The organism is Streptomyces sp. NPDC050504, assembly GCF_044458065.1.
Lineage (GTDB): Bacteria > Actinomycetota > Actinomycetes > Streptomycetales > Streptomycetaceae > Streptomyces.
In genome coordinates this window covers 1-16,788 of record NZ_JBITHO010000011.1, presented here as the reverse complement: position 1 = coordinate 16,788, position 16,788 = coordinate 1, and the positions used below count along the sequence as shown (strand labels likewise).

At 68.8% G+C, this 16,788-nt stretch carries 15 protein-coding genes and 1 pseudogene; 7 read left to right on the top strand and 9 right to left on the bottom strand.

From position 1 onward, the window contains the following. Window positions 1–18 precede the first annotated feature (18 nt). Genes ACIBNE_RS33615 through ACIBNE_RS33605 form a run of 3 tightly spaced genes read right to left on the bottom strand, consistent with a single transcriptional unit; the run spans window position 19 to window position 3,232 of the window. Entirely contained in the window at window positions 19–927 is a 909-nt protein-coding gene (locus ACIBNE_RS33615) for an alpha/beta hydrolase fold domain-containing protein (protein WP_399278413.1), read from the bottom strand. Next, complete coding sequence (locus ACIBNE_RS33610) at window positions 924–1,787, bottom strand: SDR family NAD(P)-dependent oxidoreductase (protein WP_399278411.1); 864 nt, start codon at window positions 1,785–1,787, stop codon at window positions 924–926. Before ACIBNE_RS33610 ends, ACIBNE_RS33615 begins: the two co-directional genes overlap by 4 nt. Then, window positions 1,784–3,232: a flavin-containing monooxygenase gene (locus tag ACIBNE_RS33605; protein ID WP_399278409.1), complete on the bottom strand. Its 1,449-nt coding sequence runs from the start codon at window positions 3,230–3,232 to the stop codon at window positions 1,784–1,786. Before ACIBNE_RS33605 ends, ACIBNE_RS33610 begins: the two co-directional genes overlap by 4 nt. A 301-nt stretch (window positions 3,233–3,533) precedes the next feature. Here ACIBNE_RS33605 and ACIBNE_RS33600 point away from each other — a divergent pair, with 301 nt between their 5' ends. Both ACIBNE_RS33600 and ACIBNE_RS33595 read left to right on the top strand, forming a co-directional pair. Continuing rightward, complete coding sequence (locus tag ACIBNE_RS33600; protein WP_399278407.1) at window positions 3,534–5,096, top strand: flavin-containing monooxygenase; 1,563 nt, start codon at window positions 3,534–3,536, stop codon at window positions 5,094–5,096. A 116-nt stretch (window positions 5,097–5,212) separates the two neighbouring features. Continuing rightward, a complete protein-coding gene (locus ACIBNE_RS33595) occupies window positions 5,213–6,664 on the top strand; it encodes an MFS transporter (RefSeq protein WP_399278405.1) in 1,452 nt (483 codons plus the stop codon). A gap of 65 nt (window positions 6,665–6,729) precedes the next feature. Here the strand turns inward: ACIBNE_RS33595 and ACIBNE_RS33590 are convergent, their stop codons facing one another. Continuing rightward, on the bottom strand, window positions 6,730–7,410 hold the full coding sequence (locus ACIBNE_RS33590; protein WP_399278403.1) for a TetR/AcrR family transcriptional regulator: 681 nt from the start codon (window positions 7,408–7,410) through the stop codon (window positions 6,730–6,732). Between the two features lie 302 nt (window positions 7,411–7,712). Here ACIBNE_RS33590 and ACIBNE_RS33585 point away from each other — a divergent pair, with 302 nt between their 5' ends. Together ACIBNE_RS33585 and ACIBNE_RS33580 are read left to right on the top strand one after the other, a co-directional pair. Continuing rightward, window positions 7,713–8,450, top strand: a complete 738-nt coding sequence (locus ACIBNE_RS33585; protein WP_399278401.1) for a BTAD domain-containing putative transcriptional regulator — start codon at window positions 7,713–7,715, stop codon at window positions 8,448–8,450. Between the two features lie 62 nt (window positions 8,451–8,512). Further along, a complete protein-coding gene (locus tag ACIBNE_RS33580; protein ID WP_399278399.1) occupies window positions 8,513–9,190 on the top strand; it encodes an SGNH/GDSL hydrolase family protein in 678 nt (225 codons plus the stop codon). A 21-nt stretch (window positions 9,191–9,211) separates the two neighbouring features. On the opposite strand, the gene ACIBNE_RS33575 is transcribed toward ACIBNE_RS33580, so the two are convergent. Beyond that, window positions 9,212–9,754 carry a hypothetical protein gene (locus ACIBNE_RS33575; RefSeq protein ID WP_399278397.1) on the bottom strand — a complete coding sequence of 181 codons (543 nt, stop codon included), beginning with the start codon at window positions 9,752–9,754 and terminating at the stop codon, window positions 9,212–9,214. Beyond that, on the bottom strand, window positions 9,751–10,308 hold the full coding sequence (locus ACIBNE_RS33570; protein WP_399278395.1) for a hypothetical protein: 558 nt from the start codon (window positions 10,306–10,308) through the stop codon (window positions 9,751–9,753). The genes ACIBNE_RS33575 and ACIBNE_RS33570 overlap by 4 nt, the downstream gene beginning before the upstream one ends. Window positions 10,309–10,702: 394 nt before the next feature. Here ACIBNE_RS33570 and ACIBNE_RS33565 point away from each other — a divergent pair. From ACIBNE_RS33565 to ACIBNE_RS33555, 3 genes and pseudogenes are all read left to right on the top strand, one after another. Then, window positions 10,703–10,831, top strand: a pseudogene (locus ACIBNE_RS33565) (DnaB-like helicase C-terminal domain-containing protein); the annotation flags it as partial. Between the two features lie 965 nt (window positions 10,832–11,796). After that, window positions 11,797–12,063: a hypothetical protein gene (locus tag ACIBNE_RS33560; RefSeq protein WP_399278393.1), complete on the top strand. Its 267-nt coding sequence runs from the start codon at window positions 11,797–11,799 to the stop codon at window positions 12,061–12,063. 1 nt (window position 12,064) lies between these two features. After that, the gene (locus ACIBNE_RS33555) at window positions 12,065–12,820 is read left to right on the top strand and encodes a hypothetical protein (RefSeq protein ID WP_399278391.1); all 756 of its coding nucleotides are present in this window, start codon (window positions 12,065–12,067) and stop codon (window positions 12,818–12,820) included. 635 nt (window positions 12,821–13,455) lie between these two features. Here ACIBNE_RS33555 and ACIBNE_RS33550 read toward each other — a convergent pair. From ACIBNE_RS33550 to ACIBNE_RS33540, 3 genes are all read right to left on the bottom strand, one after another. Next, on the bottom strand, window positions 13,456–13,932 hold the full coding sequence (locus ACIBNE_RS33550) for a hypothetical protein (RefSeq protein WP_399278389.1): 477 nt from the start codon (window positions 13,930–13,932) through the stop codon (window positions 13,456–13,458). 190 nt (window positions 13,933–14,122) lie between these two features. After that, window positions 14,123–15,355, bottom strand: coding sequence for a helix-turn-helix domain-containing protein (locus ACIBNE_RS33545; RefSeq protein WP_399278387.1), 1,233 nt, complete (start codon window positions 15,353–15,355; stop codon window positions 14,123–14,125). A gap of 299 nt (window positions 15,356–15,654) precedes the next feature. After that, complete coding sequence (locus ACIBNE_RS33540) at window positions 15,655–16,296, bottom strand: HAD family hydrolase (protein ID WP_399278385.1); 642 nt, start codon at window positions 16,294–16,296, stop codon at window positions 15,655–15,657. Between the last annotated feature and the right edge of the window lie 492 nt (window positions 16,297–16,788).

Sequence of the window (16,788 nt, the reverse complement as noted above, 5' to 3'; positions counted from 1 at the left end):
CGGCGGCGCCCCGGCGGATCACGCCCGCTGGAGCGACCAGTTCGCCGTCAGGAACGCACCGATGTCGCGCAGCGACTCGGCCGCCTCCCTGACCAACCCCGCCTGGGCCTGGGCCGCGTGCCACAGGACGGCGCTCTCCGCGAAGCGCAACGGGACGCCGCCGCGCCGCAGGGACACCGCGAGGTCCAGGCACTGCGCGTACAGGAGTTCACGGGTGTTGGTGTGGAGGTAGGTCGGCGGCAGTCCGGCCGACGGCCCCAGGAGCGGGGCGTAACGGGGATCGGACGGATCGCCCGCGCCGAGGTGGGCGGCGGCGCAGGCGAGCGCCCACCGGCGGTTGATCACCAGGTCGCGCTCGCGGTCGGCCACCTGGGAGGGGTCCACCCACGGGGAGATCAGGACGAGTGCCGCGGGTCCGGGCCCCCGGTCCGCGGCGAGCTGCTGCGCCGCCGCCAGGGCGATGCCGCCGCCCGCCGAATCGCCGCCGATGACGATCGACTCCGGGGCGTGCCCCTCCACGGCGACCAGGGCCCCGAACGCGTCGAGCGCGTCCGTCGTGGACGCCGGGCAGGGGTGTTCCGGGGCGAGCCGGTAGTCGAGCAGGTAGACGGGCCGGTGGATCTCGCGGGCCAGGTGCGCGGCCAGGGACCGGTGCGTGGCGGGCGAGCCCACCGTGTGCCCGCCGCCGTGCAGGTAGAGCACGGCCCCCGCCCCGGAGACTGCCCCGACGGTGATCCGCTCGGCCGGCCGGTTCCCGAGGCGCAGCGCGTGGACCTTGGTGCCCGCGGGCAGCGGCTGCACCCGGGCGACGAGGTCCAGCAGGACGCGCTGCGCCCGCCACGGCAGACGGTGCTGGAAGACCAGGCGGAACCAGGGGTGCAGCACCGCGCGCGCGAGCGGCACGGGCAGCGTCGGCACGGCCTTCACGCGGTCCTCCCGGGGCGCGGGGCAAGCCTGATGAGGCGGGACATCCAGGTGCCGAACCGCTGGGAGCCCGTGGGGCTGATCCGCCCCAGCAGGTCGAGTGCCTTGGCCTCCGCGCCTATGAGGACCCGCGCGCGGTGCGCGGCGACGCCCTCGACGATGGTGTCGGCCGCCATCTCGGGGCTGTGCAGCGCCAGGCGCCGGTCGAAGGCGCGCGCGATGCGGGCCGCGTCCATGCCCTCGGCGGCCGTGGCGTTGCGGGCGACGGCGGTCCTGATGCCGCCGGGGTGCACACAGGTCACCCGGACCGGGTGCCGGGCCAGCAGCATCTCCTGGCGCAGGCACTCGGTGAACCCGCGCACCGCGAACTTGGAGGCGTTGTAGGCGCTCTGCCCCGGATAGGTGATCAGCCCGAAGAGGCTGGAGACGTTGACGACGTGGCCGTCACCGGACGCGATCAGGTGGGGCAGGAACGCCTTGGTCACGTTCACCACGCCCCAGAAGTTCACGTCGAGAACGCGCTCGATGTCCTTGAACGACTCCCGCTCCACTTCGCCGTAGTAGGCGATGCCCGCGTTGTTGTACACCTGGTTGACCGTGCCGAAGTGCGCGCGGATCTCCTGCGCGTACGCGAGGACGGCCCGGCGCTCGGTCACGTCGAGCCGGTCGGTCCGCACCCGGCCCCCCAGGCCCTCGCACCGCACGGCGGTCGCCTCGACGCCGTCGCCGTCGACGTCGCACAGGGCGAGGTCGGCGCCGAGACCCGCCAGGCGCACGGCCAGCGCGCGGCCGATCCCCGACCCCGCGCCGGTGATGACGACGGTCTTCCCGCTGAAGCTGACGTCGTGCGGCTTCCTGGTCACTGTGGTCCTCCGGTCGAGACGTGGTAGGCGCCGATGTCGAACTTCCGCGTGATCCGCCGGAACCCGTACGAGAAACCGGGCCACATCGTGGTGTTGGCGCCGTGCTTGTCCAGGTACCAGCTGGCGCAGCCGCCGACGTTCCAGACGGTCCGCGACAGCCGCTGCTGCAACAGCCGGGAGAAGTCCTCCTGCGCCGACGCGCGGACCTCCACCGAGCGCAACCGCCCGCGCTTGATGGCCGCGACCGCACCTGCCAGGTAGTTGACCTGGGATTCGATCATGAAGATCATCGAGTTGTGCCCGAGGCCGGTGTTCGGGCCGACCAGCAGGAACATGTTGGGGAAGTTCGCGATCGCCGTGCCCTTGTAGCACTGGCGTCCCACGGTGTCGAACACCTCGCCCAGGCTCCGGCCGTCCCGGCCGAAGAGCCTGCGGTACATGGGGGAGTCGGTCACCTGGAACCCGGTGGCCAGGACCAGGGCGTCGACGTCGCGGACGGTCCCGTCGGTCGTGACCACGGACTTCTCGCGGACCTCGGCGATGCCCTCCGTGACGAGCGTGACGTGCTCCTCCCGGAAGGCGGGGTAGTACGTGTTCGACAGCAGGAGCCGCTTGCACCCGGCGCGGTAGTCGGGGGTGAGCCGCCGGCGCAGCACCGGGTCGGGCACCTCGCGCCGCAGCTTCGCCCGCGCGAGCAGCCCGACGGGCCGCATCAGGCCCGGCTTCTTCGCCAGGGCGATGGCCTGCGCCTCGTGCGCCCAGTAGATGCCGCCGCGCATCAGGCGCTGGTAGAAGGGCACGTACCGGCACGCGAGGCGCTCGAAGGCGGAGTAGCGCCGGTCGAGGCGGGGCAGCACCCACGGGGCGGTGCGCTGGTAGACGTGGAGTTCGGCGACCCGCGGCGCGATGGCGGGCACGATCTGGATCGCCGACGCGCCCGTGCCGATGACCGCGACCCTCCGGCCGTCCAGGTCGCTGTCGTGGTCCCACCGGGCGGAGTGGAAGACCTTCCCCGCGAACCTGCGGATCCCCGGGATGTCCGGCAGCGAAGGCTCGCAGAGCGCTCCGAACGCACCCACCAGGACGTCGGCGACGAACCGCCCCCGGGTGGTCTCGACCTCCCACACGGCGTCGCCCTCGACCCAGCGGGCGCTCAGCACCTCGCACCCCAGGACCTGCCGGTCCCCGATGCGGTAGCGGCGCGCGACGCGGGTGATGTACTCCTGGATCTCCGGTTGCGGGGAGAAGGACCGGCTCCAGCCCGGATTCAGGGCGAAGGAGTAGGAGTAGAGGTGCGACGGCACGTCGCACGCCGCGCCGGGATAGGTGTTGTCGCGCCACGTGCCGCCGACCTCGGCGCCCCGGTCGAGGACCAGGAAGTCGTCCCACCCCTCGCGGCGGAAGCGGACCGCGGCGGCGATCCCGGCGAGCCCGCCACCGATCACGAGGATGTTCGTGCGCCGCGGCGGACCGGCCCGGGAGCCGTCCCGGGCGGCCGCGCCGCGAGGAGCACCTGCCGTTTCGTTCTGGTCTGTAGGACTCAAGGGGGATCGGAGCTCCCATCACACCTGGCCCGGACGGTGAACACCCGGATGCTTCCAGACGGGCTCTGACGGGGCCCTGAACCGGCCCAGGGCACAGGGCAGAACGGTGTCAGAACCGTCGCGGATGATGGGCCGTCCCGGACACCGGACCGCGTCCCGCACGTCCCCCGGCTCGGCAACCAAGCAGGCAAGGAGATGCCCGATGAGTTCCACACCGGCGAAATCAGAGGCATCGGAGGCGGTCGAGACGCCGGACGTGCTGATCGTGGGGACCGGGCTCGCCGGCCTCGGCATGGCGATGAAGCTGCTCGCCGCCGGCCACTCCGACTTCGTCGTGCTGGAGAAGGCCGACGGGGTGGGCGGCACCTGGCGGGAGAACACCTACCCCGGCTGCGCCTGCGACGTGGCGAGCGTCATGTACTCGTACTCCTTCGCCCCGAACCGCGCCTGGAGCCGGATGTACGCGGCGCAGCCGGAGATCCTCGACTACATCAAGCGCGTCACCAAGGAGCACGACCTCGACTCGCACATCCGCTTCAACACCGAGGCCGTCTCCTACGAGTTCGACGAGGAGACCGACCGGTGGTCCGTGCGCACCGCCTCGGGCCGCGAGTACCGCGCGCGCATCGTGGTCCTGGCCCACGGATCGCTCCACCAGCCCAGCGTCCCGGACCTGCCCGGCATGAGCAGGTTCGAGGGGAAGCTGTTCCACTCGGCGCAGTGGGACCACTCCGTCGACCTGAAGGGCAAGCGCGTCGCGGTCGTCGGCACCGGGTCGAGCGCGGCGCAGTTCATCCCGGAGATCGCCGGCACCGCGGCCCACGTCGACGTCTTCCAGCGCAGCGCGCACTGGGTGCTGCCGAAGGCCGACAGGCCGCTGAGTTCCTTCGAGCACAAGATGTTCAGGGCCCTGCCCTTCACCCAGCGGCTCTACCGGCTCGCCGCCTACTGGACGCACGAGGTCCCGGTCCTCGCCTTCCTGAACCCGAGGTTCCTCGGCCTCCTGGAGACCGCGGCCCTGCGCATGCTCGAGAAGCAGGTGCCCGATCCGGTGCTGCGCGCGAAGCTGACGCCCGACTACAAGATCGGCTGCAAGCGCATCCTGCTGACCAACGACTACTACCCGGCCCTCCAGCGCCCCGACGTCGACCTGGTCACCTCCCCGATAGCGGAGTTCACCGAGTCCGGGATCAAGTCCGCGGACGGCGATCTGCACGAGGCCGACGTCGTGATCCTGGGCACGGGATTCTCCACGGAGAACCGCTGCGCGAGCGAACACATCGTCGGCCGCGGGGGGATCACCATCCAGGAGGCGTGGCGCGAGGGAATGACGGCGCACCTGGGCACGACGGTGGCGGGGTTCCCGAACATGTTCATGCTGATGGGCCCCAACTCCGGGGGCGGCGCGCAGTCGATCCTGTTCGTCATCGAGGCGCAGCTCCACTACGTCGTGGAGTGCCTGCGCCTGATGAGGGCGCGCCGGGCCACGCGCATGGAGGTGCGCGCGGACGTCCAGCGCGCGTTCAACGCCCGCCTGCACGACAAGCTCGGCCGATCCGTGTGGAACACGGGCGGCTGCCACAGCTGGTTCCTGGACAGCACGGGGAGCAACCGCCAGTCCTGGCCGGGAACCGGTACGTCCTACTGGCGGGCCACGCGTCGGCCCGATCCGCAGGCGTTCGTCCTGTCGGCCCGCCCCGAAGGCCGGCGGCTCGTCTCCGTCCCGCGGCCCGCGGCAGCCGGTCGCGCCCGGAAGCGCGGCTGATGTAGACATACGGTCGTGCGTACACCTATCTTGAGTGGGGCCCCGAGCGGACTTGCTGCGTTGCTTCACGGGCTGTCGTATGCGGCACGGAGCGGAGACGAGAAAGGGGTGCACTCGTGACGAGTGCCGAAGTGGGAGCCGTCTCGGCGGAGCCGGAAGCCGCTCCAGCGGTACCGTGGCCCGCCGTGTCGGTCGTCATGGTCGGGATGTTCATGGCGATCCTCGACTCGTTCATCGTCGTGGTCGCCGGCCCCGCGATCCAGGCCGACCTGGGCGCGTCCGTCGGCCAGTTGCAGTGGATCCTCGCGGGCTACCAGCTGAGTTACGCCGTATTCATGATCACCGGCGGCCGGCTCGCGGACCTGTACGGACGCAAGCGGATCTTCGTCACCGGCACCGCCGTCTTCACGCTGGCCTCGCTGGCCTGCGCCGTGGCCCAGAATCCGGAGACCCTCATCGGGGCCCGCATCGCCCAGGGCCTGGGCGCGGCCCTGATGGTGCCCCAGGTCTTCGCCGTCATCACGCTCGCCGTCCCCGAGCAGGCGAGGCACCGGGTGTTCGGCACCCTGGGCATCGTGATCGGCCTGGCGACCATGAGCGGCCAGCTCGTCGGAGGCCTGCTGATCGGCGCCGACCTCTTCGGCAGCGACTGGCGGTCGGTGTTCTGGGTCAACGTGCCGATCGGGATCGTGACGATCGTCTGCGCGTCGAAGTACGTACCGGAATCCCGCGCCGAAGGCACCCGCAGGCTCGACCTTCCGGGCGTGGTGGCCCTGAGCGCCGCCCTCCTGCTGCTCACGTTCCCGCTCATCCAGGGGCGCGAGGCGGGCTGGCCCTGGTGGACCTGGGCCTGCCTCGCCGCCAGCGTCGTCGCCTTCGCCCTGTTCGGCGTCCTGGAACGCGGCATCGGAAAGCGCGGCGGAGACCCGCTGCTGAGGCTGAGCCTCTTCTCACAGCGCTCGTTCTCGCTCGGGATCGTCCTGGTCCTGGCCGTGTACGCCCTGCTGACCTCCTACTACCTCGCCCTGTCCGTCTCCATGCAGGAGGGGCTCGGCATGTCGGCGTTCCGCGCGGGGCTGGTCTACACCCCGGCCGCGGTGACCTTCTTCGTGTTCAGCAAGATCGCGGGCAGACTCGTACCGAAGTACGGCCGACGCGTCCTGGAAGTCGGCGCGGTGGTGCTCGCGACCGGCTACCTGACCACCGCCGTCGTCCTGCTCTCCGGACCGAGGCTGACGCCGCTGCTGGTCATCCCCACCCTGATGCTGCAGAGCGTCGGCGGCGGACTGCTCATCACGCCCCTGCTGAACACGGTCCTGAGCAGGCTGGCCCCGGAGACCGTGGGCATGGCGTCGGGGGCCCTGTCGACCGCCCAACAGGTCGGCGGCGCACTGGGCGTGGCCGTGATCGGAGCGGTCTTCTTCAACACCTTCCACCCCGAGGAGGACGGCCGGGTCGAGGCCGCGGGCCATGCCTTCGCCATGTCGTCCCTGACCACGTTCGTCATCGCGGTCCTGGCGGCCGTACTGGTCTTCATGCTCCCGAAAAGGCCGGCGTCCGCAGGCTGACGCCCCACGACAACGCGAAGACGCCGATGCGGCGGACCCTGAACGGGCCCGCCGCATCGGCGTCGTCAGGAGCGCGGAGCGACGAGCAGGCCGTCGATGATGCGACGGGCCTTGCCCACCGCACCGGTGTCCCCGGCCTGCAGGGCCGTGTTCGCGGCGCACAGCAGCGCGTCGATCTGGAAGACCGCGAGTTCGACGTCGAGCTCGGCGATCTCACCGTTCTCCACGGCGTGGCCCAATTCGGCCGCGATGACCCCGTGCCACTCCCGCTGATCGTTCAGGAGCGCATCGCGGACCGGCCCGGGGTGACTGTCGAAGTCCGCGAGGTTCGCCGCCCTGAAACACCCCCCGGCGAAGAGCGGAGTCTCGGCGTACACGGTCCAGTGATCGAGCAGGGCGCGCAGCCGGGCGACACCGTGAGGTGCCGATCTGGCCGGTCGGATGACGGCGTCGATGAAGAGCTCGCGCGCGAATTCGACGGCTGAGACCTGAAGGATCTCCTTCGTCTTGAAAAGGGTCTGGATCCCGGCCTTGCTGAGTCCGGTGGCCAGCGCGAGATGGCCGAAGCTGATGCTGCCGAGCCCCTCCAGCGAGGCGACGTCGACGGCCTGGCGGAGCACGATCTTCCGCGTACGGGCACCGCGCAGAAGGCGCTTGTCCGTGACCCCCGACTGCTCCGGGGGCAGGAGCGCACGCGACCCGAGGGCACTCGAACGTGCGGTGACCGGCTCCGTTGCACTTCCCATACGGTCGATCGTACAGCGTTTGCCGCCAGATGCACCGGTCTGTTCCGCACATCGCACCGGCCCGCCGCCCCGCACGTTCGAGTGGTCCCTACTCACACGCGAGAGGGAATGCCGAGCGGTGCTACTTGAACGTGGGGCTACATGGACAACATGCGAACCCCGTAAGATCTCCCTGTCGTTGTCCCGTGATTCCGAAGAAAAACGTAAGCGCTGATCTCTTACTACAGGAGAGAAGGACAGTGAGCGTCGACGGAATACATATTCTAGGCCCACAGCGAATCGTTCTCAAGAATACCGAAGCAATGTTGAGCGGGGCGAAACTGAGAACGATTCTCGCCGTTCTCTCCCTCCGCGCGGAAGGCGAAGTCCGCCGCGACGAACTGATCGAGGAACTGGACCTCGTCCGGACCGCGGGCGACGCGATCAACGCCGTGCACGCCCACGTCGCCCGGCTGCGCCGCTGGCTGCACCGGCACGGCGGGAACGCCGGCCTCGTGGAGACCGTCCACTGCGGCTACCGGCTCAACATCGACCGGGACGCCGTGGACGCCAACCGGTTCGTACGGCTGGTGGAGCACGCGCTGAACCTGGCCCCGAACACCCCTTCGGTCGTCGCGACCATCCTGGAGGACGCCCTCTCCCTGTGGCAGGGGGACGCCCTGATCGACGCCCTCGAAGGCCCCCTGGTCACCACCGCGGCGGACGAACTGTACCGATGGCGGGCCGCGGCACGGGCGACACTGATCGACGCGTGGCTGGCGCTCGACCACAACCAGAAAGTGGCCCTCAACGCGAGGAAGTTCATTTCCGAGGACCCGCTGAACGAGTCGATGCGCGCACGGCACATCATCGCCCTCCAGCGCATGGGCCGGTACGCCGAGGCCGTCGAGGCCTACAACGACGCGGAGCTCGTACTGAGCCGCGAACTGGGCATCAGGCCCGGCACCGAACTCCGGGCCACGCACGATCCCGCCACCCAGTACACGATCCCCTCGGCCGTGCGGCACCGGGAGCGCGCCATGACCGACGCACGGCTCTGACACCGCCGCCGCCGGACGACCCGACCCTTGCCCATACATACGATCGACCGTACTCTTTCGGCATGACTTCGACCCGCCTCACCGAGGAGTCCGACCCGTACTGCCTGCCACCGCTGGAGGCCGCGGCACTGCTCTTCGACGCCCCCTGGAACAGGTTCGCCGTGATCGGAGACAGCCTGTCGGCAGGCACCGGGGACCCCAGTCCGGGCTACGAGGACAAGGGCTGGTCCGACAGGTTCGCCGACGTCCTGCGCCGCGTCCGGCCGGACCTGGAGTACCTGAACACGGCCGAGATCGGCGCGACGACGACGCAGACCCTGGAGAACCAGATCGACCGGGCACTGGAGTTCGCCCCCGACCTCCTCCACCTGCCGTGCGGCGCCAACGACCTGGTGCGCCGGGAACCGAACTTCGAAGAGATCGAGCGCAACCTCCGACGCATGTACGACCTGGCGTCGAAAACCGGGGCCCAACTGACGACCTTCACACTGGGCAGGGCGTACGTCATCCCCGTCTTCCCGGACTGGAGCGAACGCGTAGCGAAGATCAACGACATCACCCGCGGCCTGGCCGCGGAGTACGAGGCCGTAGTGGTGGACATGTGGGACCACCCCATCAACACCCGGGACGACCTGCTGAGCCAGGACCGCATCCACTTCTCGACCTCGGGCCAAGCGGTGATGGCAACAGAAATGGCCAAGAGCCTGAGCCAAAGAATCACCCAAACCACAACCACCTGACCCGAAGCCCACACGGTGTTCCTACGGCACGGTGACCATGTCGTTGCAGCCGGGCTGGAGACGCTCGGGATTCTGGTGGGCAACGGCGTCCTTCCAGCGCTTCCGCTCCACCTGGAGCCGCGCGCCGTCGGCGCCGGTGGCGAAGAACGCACTGCGGCCGACCGTCGTAGAGCCGTTCTCGGCGCTCCAGTTGTGCACGCCGATCACGTACCGGTGGCCTGGCACGAGCGGCTGCTGCTCGAACCGCGGGTGTGCGCGGTCCCCGGCCCTCTGGTCGATGGGCATCGTGGGCGGAAGGGAACCCTTCAGGACCTCGTCCACCGCGACCTGCACGGTGACCTTCTCGGCACCGTCGGAGGCAGGTACGGGCCGGGACCGCCCCGTGGCGGTCACCACGGCGACGTGGTCGACGACACCGGCCTTGTCCCGGTCGGTGTCGAGGACCGGCACACAGACCGCGCTGACGGTGACGGCGCCACCCTGGAGGACCACGGCGGCGGTCGTCGCCGACCCGGCGAGCACGAGGGCCCCGGCGAGCGACAGAAGCACGGTGCGCTTCATCATCCCCACAGCTTCAGGTAGTTGGCCTTGTCGACGACCGTCGGGTACTGCGTCGTACTGACGCCCGTGCGCAGAGCGCTGCTCACGCGGTCGCTCTTGTGGCAGAGGCCGAGCGCATGGCCGAGCTCGTGCACGACGATGTTCCGGCGCATCGACGGTTCGTTCCTGTAGTAGCCGTCGATCTGATACTTGTTCAGAAAGATGTAGTCCGTCTGGGCGGTCCCGCCGTGGCGCTCGTAGTAGGCGGCGGTCGCGGTGTTCCTGGAGTAGTCGCGGAACTCCAGATCGTTGACGGTGGTCGCCCCGTCCGGTGTGATGTCGACCTTCCGGAACGCGTTCCACGCGGTGATCGCATGCGTGCGGAGGTCGTCGAATTTCGTTGTCTCCGTGTAGCGGATCTCGCCGTCGTCCACCGCGGACCTGCCCCGGGATTCGGTCTCGCCCCTGACGCACGGCGCGGCCGCGACCGCCCCGGGAGCGCCGTAGGGGGCGTTCGCGGAGGCGAGCGCGAGGACGGTCGCCGTAGCCATGGCCGCGGCGGACTGCGGAAACGCCATGCGTTCTTCCCTGATTGTGCGAGCGGATCCCCGACGCTAACGGCCGACCAACCACGCCGCGCCGCACAAGCCGAGAAATCACCCGCACGGGCTCCGCGCCTGCGGAGCGAACCTTTTCGTTCTCGCCATGAGTGCGGCGGCCACCGGACATCTCCGCGCCCGGAGAACACCCATGGATTGCAGGGTATGAGGCGGCCCTCGTGATCCTGAACTCTCCGACGAGAGACCGGAGTTCACCAGGAAGGCCGTGGGGCGAGTGTGCAGGCACCGGTCGGCAAGCGGGATGGATCCTCGGAACTGTCACGCTTTCGGACGGCCTTCTACGGATGCCTGTCCACGCGGGCCGACGCGTGGAAGCTGCGTCAGGCGATCGAGGCCGGACCCGCGTCACGCCGCCGACGCCGTCGTGCTGCTGCACCGCGAGGACTACTACGAGCCCGAGCACGAGCGCGCGGGCGAGATCGACCTCATCGTCGCCAAGAACCGCGAAGGCAGCACCGGGATCGTCTCCTGCGCGTTCTAGGGCAGATTCTCCCGCATCCGGGACATGGGCATCGGCCCGTAGACACCCGAGAACCGTGCTGTACGGCGATCTCCCGCGCGTTCGCCTCGTTTCCCCTCCCGGGGCGCCAAGGGCGGAGATCGCCGCACAGTGCGCACCGGCGGCCACCGCCTGGTCCTCGGGTGGTACGCCTGGTCTCAACGAGCTGTAGGCGGCGCTGAAGATCCGCAGAAGAGGTCCGCAGTTCCGTCGGTGACACATCGAGGGGCAGACCGCCGAAGGCGATGCGCTTCAGTTTGGAGAGCGACCACTTCGTCTTCGTCGCCTCGCCCTCCAGGGAGGTCTCGGCCCACTTCTCGCCCAACGAGTAGGGCCAGGCCAAGGACAAGAGGATGCCCTTGTCGGCGGGCCGCCGTGCCAGGGGCTTTTGCCGTGATGATTTCGGGTGCCGAAATGCGGAGAGCCCGCCGGAACCGGCGGGCTCTCACGCGACGTTGGCCACCGGGCTCCCGGAGGGAGCCACCCTCCGGAACGCCCGATGATGCTGAAGTCCAGGCGAGTTCAGGGCCCATGTCCAGCACGAAGTATGTAACCGGGCTTACTGCCGAGTTATGCCGCAGTTTTACGGGTTCTTCTCCCATCGAGCGGCAGAATCCGTAAAAGTATGGGTCTTGCGGCACGGAAAACTTGATTCTGTGTTGACCTCGTCACACTCCGTGTAATCTCAACGATCTACTCGTTCACATGCGCTAAATCTGATCGATTTCCCCCACGGATATGGGTTGTTGGGCGTCTGCGGCGCGGGTCGGTAGAGTCCTTGGACACCGGTCGCAGAAGACCGCCTCTTGGGGCAGAACTTCGACTGGTGATGCACGAAGTCCAGAAGAGTTCATGGCGGTCTCCGGCTCTGTGCCGGGCTCGGCTGTCTCCCCTCGCCAGGGAAAGACAGCCGAGCAGCCGACCGCCCCTTACCCATAGGGGTCCGCTTGTCCACGCCCGCGCTGATCACAGCAGTGGCGCTGTTCCTGACCGTGTTCGGGACCGCCTGCTACGCGATCTTCAACCTCAAGTCCACACCCGTCCGCATCGCCGCCGTCCTACTGGCCATGGGCAGCCTGATCGCCGCGATGGTCCCCATCATCCGCATCCTCGCCGAACCCGCCGCCACGCCGCCGACCCCGGCCTCCGCCCACGCGGCCGCCAGCCCCTTCTCCACGGCCATCCTCGACGGCCGTGTCCCGAAGGGGAACTGACATGGCGACGCCCAGCGACGAGACCCGCCCCCGCAGCAGCAACGTCGAGGTCCGCCTCGGCCGCTACTTCGGAATGCTCGGCGTGGCCGCCGAGGCCGCCGCGGCCTTGGCCTCCGGCAGCTTCCTCATCCGCAACAACCCCGGCCGCGTCAGCCCGAGCACCACCGGCCGCCACGCGTACGTCGACATCCTCATCGACGGCGTCGTCCTCGACCTCGACGGTGGGGACCGGCTCTGGGCCGGCGCGCACTGGGTCGGCGACCTCGACATCTTCCGGGAAACGGGCCTCCCCGCCCGCCGTACCTGGGTCGAATACCTCTGCGTGTCCTGGAGCATTCGAGTCTCCCGCGACGTCCTCCGCAGCTGGGCCGTCCGCGACTTGACGGTCCAGCGCATGCTCTACCACGTCCTCACGGACCACCAGGGGGTCATGAACCTCGTCTACGGACTGGACCAGCGCCCCACACTCGCCCGAGTCGCACAGCTCCTCCACTACCTCTCCCACACCCCGGAACTCCTCGACGAAGTCGGCTTGGTCCCCCGGGGCGAGGCCATCGTCCACGGACCGACGCAGAAGCACCTGGCCGACGCGCTCGGCCTCAGCCTCGCCTCGGTGGAGAAGAGCATGAACCTGCTCCGCAAGCACGAGGTCCTCGCCTCCGACGGCTCGGGCAGGGCGCACCGCACCTACCGCATCGAGCGGTCCCAGCTGCTCAACGCGGTCGCCCAGGGCCACACGCTCCCGGTGGCGGCCTGACCTTCCTTGGACACCACGGAGCCGGTGGCCGGTTCTTGATCAGCTGACCAAGAACCGGCCACCGGCGTTTCTGCCCCATGCTTGCGCTCCGTGCCCTCCGCCCCGTCGTCCGCCAGGCCGACGACGCAGCTCTCGTGCACGCTGCCCATCTGCAACGAGCACTCCGCCGCTGCTGGCCTCACGGCAGCTCGCGAAGGGGCACGCGCCGCCCACGACACGCTCGCCCGCACGGTCGACTTCATCGTCAAGGTCGTCGTCCGGAAGAAGAGGCAGGGGAGGAACGGGCGCGGTGCGCCCCTCGGGGGCCCGAGGCGCTACCGGTCTCTCGCGCGCGGCGCGGCCCCCTGTGTGCCTCGTGGCGCTCGGGGCCGTTCTCGTTCTCTGGGGTGGGGAGGGGTGCTGTGAGGCCGTCAGATCGGCGTCCAGCTCCGCTTTGTCGGCGGTCGGTGGGGCTGAGCGGTTGTCATGCTGGTGACCTGGGGTTGTGCAGGTTGGTTGTTCGGGTGGTGGGGTGGGTGTTGTGTGGTGTTCGGGGCAGGCGTACACCGTCCTTGGTGGTCCCGACGCCGCATCTACGTAGGCCATTACGCGTATGTCCTGAGAGCTGCCGCAGTGTGTGCAGCACGGTACCTCGATCACAGTGTTGTCCCTGTTGTTCGCTGTGTTCGTTCCAGTAGTCGCACCACGTCTGCTGCTGTGCATGTGGCGCCTACCCGGGTTGGTGGTACGGCCCAGGAGATTCCGCAGGATGTCCATGTCGGGTGGGGGACGTACAGCCAGGTTCCGTCGCTCACGCATTGCGCGTCGGTACGTGTCCAGGTCTTCTGTGTGCCGAGGGGTACGAGGGCGTGGTACCAGCGGTAGCCGTCGGTGAGGACAGGTCCGCCGCTCAGCAGCTCCTCCAGTACGGGGGTGATTTCGGGGTCGTTGTCGCTTCCGGCGGCGGCGCGGATGAGGCCGATCGGGATGCGGATGGCGTCGAAGTGCACGCCGAGTGGGAGGAACGCGACTCCGCCCAGGGGCGTGGTCCAGTCTTCGTGGGCGGTGTCCGGCGCGGGCGCGGTGGACGCCAGCCACGCGGCGACGGCTTCGGGGGTATCGGTATGGGTCATCGCTGTGCCGCCGGGGCGTACGTGCTTGAGGGTTCACGGATCTTGCCTGCCACGGGTGCACCGCGTTGTAGTGAGATGTCCGAGGTCGGAGGCATGGCCGCTCCTTTTGGTGACTTTCGTGGAGCGGTCACCGTAAAGGAGCTACCGGCAGGTAACGGGGACAGGATGTCCCCGTAGCCCACCATGTCCCCTAGCTCACTGCCTGGAGCCCGATCTGTTCAGCGAGTGTTGCTGCCTCCGGACGCAGTGCGCGCGGTGCGTCCCGCCACAACTCGGCTGCCGCTGTCCGGGCGGCCGGGGTGTATTTCACGGTCTCCGCGCCGATCTTCACGGCGAGTTGCATCACGTGCAGTGCCGCTGTCCGGTCGCCCCGTTGGAGGTGTCCGCGTGCGACCTCGACCCACAGTCGGGCCCGCCGCTCGACGGACGGCATCACGTCGGGGTCGAGATCGTCGGCGATGGACAGCGCTTTGCGGGACGTACGCAGGTCAACGGCGACGGACACCTGGTGGAAGTCCACGTTGGCCCGGCCGAACACGGTCGAGGGGTGGACGTACGACGCGGGCAGGGACTTCGCGACGCGGTTGCCCGCGTCCCAGTACCGCCACGCGTCACCCTCACGGCTGGCCCGTGCCGACGTCACCGCGGCATGGAGTTGCAGCGCGCCGTAGATGCCGTGCCAGTCATCCGGAGCGGATTCCAGGTGCGGGCGGATCAGATCGGCTGCCTCCGTCACCACTTGCAGCGCTTCGTCGGGGTAGTCCGTCTCGCGCAGGATGTTGCCGAGGTTCCAGGCGGCGGCCGCTATGGCGGCGGGCTGGTCCGCATCCTGTGCTGCGGCAAGCGCGCGGTCCGCCACGACCCACGCCAACTCGCTCGGGACGATGTACGCGGTGGCCTGCCCGGTGAGCCGGTACGCGTCGGACGCGGCGACCAGGGCGGCCCGGCGCCCGTCCCCGTCGAGGGCACGCACGGCACCCTCGGCCGAACGGATCAGCTCGGGCAGTAGGGCCAAGACCTCGGTGCGGTTCGACGAGGACGAGTGCCACACCCGCCATGTCTGATCCACCCGGCCCTGGAGCGCAGCCACGTCGCCCGTGTCCGGTACGGGGGCGGGGGCGAGGCGGCGCGTCATGACCGCGTCCCAGATCGCGGGGAGGCCAGGGTGGTGGAGCCGCCCGAGGGCGATGGCCTGTCCCACGCCTTGCGACCCGGTGAGCACGGACGCATCGGTGAGCTGGAGGGCGGCGGCAACCTTCATGATCAGAGCGTGCTGCCGGAGGTCGCGCTCGCCCGTCTCGATTTTCTTCAGCCAGTCCACCGAGTGGGCACACATCCCGGCGAGCACCTCACGGGACATGCCCCGGCTCTCCCGGAGGAGCCGGATGCGCTCGCCAATACTCAGGTCGTCAGGGACGTTCACGTACCCTCCAATGCCTGTCGATTCAGCCAGCGTACGACTGGTGCAAGCAAGGAGGGAACTAGCGTCTTGCAGCGCGGAGTTGAAGACCGTCGTCTTTGCACGAGCACGGAACGGCGTGGTCAGTATGCGGCCCAGGAGCCGGCCTGCCCCCAGTTCGGTTGGCTGTAGGCCGTTGCTGTGTGTTCCCTCTTGGATGAGACTGCTGAAGGCTCGGCGACCTGCGATCCATCAAGGGCCGTGTCGGGTTTCGCCCCGACCATGGCAGTCGGGTGGGACCCTCCACCTGCTGCGCCCCGGGCCTACTCCCCGATGAGGTCGGTGAGTTCGGTTAGGGAGCTGATGCGCCAGTCGGCTGCGGCTATTACTTCTGGGTTGTCTGCCCATAGGTGTCCCCAAGGGCCACGGTGCAGATGCGCGGCCCGAAGCCCCGCCGCCTTCGCTGGGAAAACGTCGTTCTGCGGGTGGTCACCGACATAGAGCGTGTGTTCCGGGCGGCTGCTGGTCTCGACGAGGAGGCGTTCGAAGAACCGCGTGTCTGGCTTGGCGATCCCCCACTCTCCTGACGTCGCGATCAGGTCCGCGGGAAGATTTAGCGACCGCAGGAGGCACCCTGCCTTGACTGTCTGGTTTCCCGCGACCACTACCCGGATGCCTCGCTCGCGCAGGGCTGTGAAAGTGGGACGGACGTCCTCGTACAGGTCGGTCTCGTCGAGCTGCTCGCCCTGGCCCGCTGCCTCTCGGGCCGCGTACTCCGCAGCCACATCGATCCCTGGGCGCAGCAGGCGCAGTGCGTCCGCGTTGTCACGGCCCTGTGCCACTACCGCGCCTACCAGAGTGGAGACCGTATGCCGTGACTGGCCGAGCCAGTCGGCCCACGAAAACCAGTACCGGTCATCACGCGTGACCGTCTCACCCACATCGAAAACAACCGTATCGATCACACAAACAACCCTACGGCCCACGCCGAAGAGGACGCATCCAGTGGAAGAGCCCTTCGCTCGGGCGAGGTATCGCCGGTCGGTGGAGCTGAGTAGTCGTCATGCTGGTGACCTGGGGTTGTGCGGGTTGTGCGGGTTGGCTGGGTGGAGTGACGGTCGTGCGGGCTCGTTGTGTCTGCGCGGGTTGGTGGAGCACTGTGCAGTTTCACTGGTTCGCGACGAGCGGACTGGGTCTGCTGTCCGAGAGGGTGGATGCTGTGATCTCAGAAGCTAGCTTCGACTTATTTTGAAGCGTAGGTTGGGGTGGATCGTCACTTTGCGGAATTGGAGGCGCTGTTCACCATTTCTGATGAACCATCAGGTTTGCCTGATGGTTCATCAGACAGCCACCGACTCCAGACCAGGAGACGGGCCCCTTCACCCCTAGCTAGCTGCTTTTTAGGCCGGATCGCGGAGCGATCCGAGCCGGGGACGGCGGAGCCGGCCCTCTGGGCC